This is a genomic window from Streptomyces sp. NPDC002785 (assembly GCF_040295565.1).
Lineage (GTDB): Bacteria > Actinomycetota > Actinomycetes > Streptomycetales > Streptomycetaceae > Streptomyces.
Genome location: NZ_JBEOVN010000349.1, coordinates 1 through 3,680, shown reverse-complemented (window position 1 = coordinate 3,680; position 3,680 = coordinate 1). Strand labels below are relative to the sequence as shown.

Genomic DNA, 3,680 nt, shown 5'->3' with positions numbered 1-3,680 from the left:
GGCCACATCAACCGCGCCATCATGCACGGGCACCTGTGGTCGCCCTCGTACTTCTCGGCATCCTGCGGCGGAGCACCATTGGCGATCGTCCGCCAATACATCGAACAGCAAAAACGCCCGCTCTGAAGTGCAGGTCAGAGCAGCCCCGAGATGCATTCATACCCGCCGTGAACGCCGGGGCTTTCTGCAAGAGTCCCGGTAACTTCACGCTGAAGAAGAGCGCGTGACCCAGTTCCGGTGAAAACAGCACGGGCCGGTCCCTCGGGACCGGCCCGTGTGCCATCCGGCGGTGATCAACGGTAGAGCGCGGCCCAGCGGGCCTCCTCCTCGCGCTGCTCCTGGCCTCGACGCAGCCGCGCGCGGACGGCCAGGGACACCGTGGCGGTGGTGCCCGCGACCGCCATCAGCACGGCCGCGGGAAGGGTGGCCGACGTGAGCATCAGGAGCATCGTGAGGGTCCCCGATGCCCACCCGGCCAGTACAGCGGCCGCGGCCAGCCGGCGGGAGAGCGGCCGGTCCTGCCCGGCCCGCAGGTCGATGCAGGCGGGCAGGTACCAGACGTTGCCCGATATGCAGAGCACGGCGACGCCGAGCGCCAGGACACCATGGGACATCGGGCAGCACTCTCCTCAGGAGCGGGGCTTGCGGTGGTAGACGGGGTCAGAGGTCAGCGCGGTACGGCAGCGTCGAGCGCCGCGATCTCCGGATGGTGCAGATCGAAGGCCGGGGACTCGCTGCGGATTCGGGGCAGGGCGGTGAAGTTGTGCCGGGGAGGAGGACACGACGTGACCCATTCCAGGGAGCGGCCATAACCCCAGGGGTCGTCGACGGTTATCTTCTTGCCGTACTGAGCGGTCTTCCAGACGTTGTAGAAGAAGGGGAGGAACGACAGCCCGAGCAGGAACGAGCCGATGGTGGACAGGGTGTTGAGGGCGGTGAAACCGTCAGCGGCGAGATAGTCCGCGTATCGGCGGGGCATTCCCTCCGCACCGAGCCAGTGCTGCACGAGGAACGTGAGGTGGAAGCCGGCCGTCAGCACCCAGAAGGTGATCTTCCCCAGACGCTCGTCGAGCATCTTGCCGGTGAACTTCGGCCACCAGAAGTGAAATCCGGCGAACATCGCGTAGACGACCGTACCGAAGAGTGTGTAGTGGAAGTGGGCGACCACGAAGTACGAGTCGGTGACGTGGAAGTCCAGCGGTGGTGCGGCCAGGATGACTCCGGTCAGTCCACCGAAGACGAAGGTGACCAGAAATCCGGTGGCCCATAGCATCGGCGTCTCGAAAGACAGCGATCCCTTCCACATCGTGCCGATCCAGTTGAAGAACTTCACCCCGGTCGGTACGGCGATCAGGAAGGTCATGAAGGCGAAGAAGGGCAGCAGTACACCACCGGTGGCATACATGTGGTGGGCCCAGACGGTGACGGACAGCCCGGCAATGGCTATCGTCGCGGCAATGAGACCGACATAGCCGAACATCGGCTTACGGGAGAAGACCGGAACGATCTCGGAGACGATACCGAAGAACGGAAGAGCCAGCACATAGACCTCCGGGTGCCCGAAGAACCAGAACAGGTGCTGCCACAGAAGTGCGCCCCCGTTGGCGGCGTCGAAGATGTGCGAGCCGAACTTCCGGTCCATCTCCAGCGCGAGGAGTGCCGCGGCAAGGACCGGGAAGACCAGGAGGATGAGCAGGGCGGTCAGCAGTACGTTCCAGGTGAAGATCGACATCCGGAACATGGTCATTCCCGGGGCACGCATGCAGATGATGGTGGTGATGAAGTTCACCGCTCCGAGAATGGAACCGAAGCCGGACAGTGCCACGCCCACGATCCACATATCGGCGCCGACACCCGGGGAGTGGATGGCGTCGGACAGCGGGGCATAGGCGAACCAGCCGAAGTCGGCGGCGCCTTGAGGGGTGAGAAACCCTCCCGCGGCGATCAGTGAACCGAAGAGGAACAACCAGTAGGCCAGCATGTTCAGCCGCGGAAAGGCCACATCCGGTGCGCCTATGTGGAGCGGCATGAGCCAGTTGGCGAATCCTGTGAACAGCGGCATGGCGAACAGCAGCAGCATCACCGAGCCATGCATCGTGAATGCCTGGTTGAACTGCTCGTTGGACATTATCTGCATCCCGGGACGCGCAAGTTCGGCGCGCATCACCAACGCCATCGCCCCACCGATCAGGAAGAAGGCGAACGCGGTGACGAGATAGATCGTGCCGATCTGCTTGTGGTCGGTCGTCGTGAGCCATGAGACGACGATCCGGCCGCGCGAGGGACGGCCCTGCAGATCGGTGCCGGGCTGAGTCCTGCCGGGCTGAGTGGGCCGGCTACCGGCCGGGATGCCCTCCGCGTCCACGGTGATGGCCCGCGCGTCGGCGGGGTCGGCCCCGGGGCCTGGGGGCTTGGGGCCATATGCAGGGGCAGCCTGATTGCCCTGCGAATCCATTGCGTGCACCGGACCGTGTCCTCCAGCTCTGGCAGTTCTCCGAACGCGCCCCAGCCGCACGCGGACGGCTCCAGGGAGCGGTCGGGAAGGTCCGGCAGATCACGAGGGGACGGACCGAACCTTCCCGGCCGCACCATGCTGGTCGCGAGCCGCGACACTCCCCAGGGGCCGACGGGCACCTTCCGCGGGGCCGACCGGCCCTACTTCCCTACGCATTCGGCAGCCGACCGGCCCCGCCCGCGCCGGCCTTCGAGACCACACACCGCCGGGCCCTCCGCACCTGGGCTGCCGTAGGCTGACCGCCCCTGGACCGGTCCCAGCCCTACGGTGATCCGGTGAGCAGATACCCGGCATACGGCACACGGCCCCAGAGAACGGCACCCCGATGGCAGAGACAGCACCTCCCGAGCACGGCTACCCCTTCGAAGTCCTCTCCCCCGGACCCTCTTGCCCCGGTGCGGCCACGTGGCCGCAGCCCAGCCGACCGGACCGGATGCACAGTCTGCTGGATGCCGTGATGAGTCTGGGACGGGGCCTGGAGCTCCCGGAAGTGCTGCGCGGCATCGTCGAGGCAGCGGTGACGTTGACCGGCGCGGAGTACGGAGCACTCGGCATTGTCGGGGACGGGCAGAAGCTCCTGGAGTTCCTGCCCGTGGGCCTGTCGGAGCAACTCGCCGCAAAGATCGGGCAGTCACCGTGCGGCCGCGGAATCCTCGGCGAGCTGATCCGTAACCCCGAACCGCTGCGGCTGACCGATCTGAGCAGCCACCCGCGCAGCTTCGGTTTTCCGCCTCATCACCCGCCGATGCGCACCTTCCTCGGCGTACCGGTGCGGGTGCGCGACGAGGTGTTCGGCAACCTCTATCTCACCGAGAAGCTGGGCGGGGTGAGCTTCGACGCCGACGACGAGGCGGTGCTGACCACCCTGTCGATCGCCGCCGGCGTCGCCATCGACAACGCCAGGATGTACGACGAGAGCCGCCGCCGGGAACGGCGCCTGGAGGCACTGGGCGAAATCACCCGCACTCTGCTCTCGGGGACGGACGCCGACGAGGTGCTGCATCTGATCGCCGAGCGGGCGATGGAAGTGGCGGGGGCCGACCGGGCAGCGATTCTGCTGCCCACGGCGCGGCCCGGTTCCGCGCCCCTCTCAAAGCCTCCGGCGGCATCAGCGGCCGAGGAACGCCTCACGGTTACCGTCGCACACGGCCGGAGTCCCGGCCGT

General features: G+C 66.7%; 4 protein-coding genes. 2 read left to right on the top strand and 2 right to left on the bottom strand.

Annotated features, from left to right (window positions below; translation table 11 throughout):
* Window positions 1-126: transposase (locus tag ABTZ94_RS36715; protein ID WP_351207666.1), on the top strand; the 126-nt coding region annotated here is incomplete at its 5' end.
* A gap of 167 nt (window positions 127-293) precedes the next feature.
* Here the strand turns inward: ABTZ94_RS36715 and ABTZ94_RS36710 are convergent.
* Both ABTZ94_RS36710 and ctaD read right to left on the bottom strand, forming a co-directional pair.
* The gene (locus ABTZ94_RS36710) at window positions 294-614 is read right to left on the bottom strand and encodes a hypothetical protein (RefSeq protein ID WP_351207662.1); all 321 of its coding nucleotides are present in this window, start codon (window positions 612-614) and stop codon (window positions 294-296) included.
* Window positions 615-667: 53 nt separating this feature from the next.
* Window positions 668-2,464, bottom strand: a complete 1,797-nt coding sequence (ctaD, locus tag ABTZ94_RS36705; protein ID WP_351207660.1) for an aa3-type cytochrome oxidase subunit I — start codon at window positions 2,462-2,464, stop codon at window positions 668-670.
* A 484-nt stretch (window positions 2,465-2,948) separates the two neighbouring features.
* Here ctaD and ABTZ94_RS36700 point away from each other — a divergent pair.
* On the top strand, window positions 2,949-3,680 hold a 732-nt coding region (locus tag ABTZ94_RS36700; protein WP_351207664.1), incomplete at its 3' end, for a GAF domain-containing protein.

Coding starts and splice junctions, on each gene's coding strand:
- ABTZ94_RS36710 (WP_351207662.1), bottom strand. CDS start 614: ATGTCCCATGGTGTCCTGGCGCTCGGCGTCGCCGTGCTCTGCATATCG.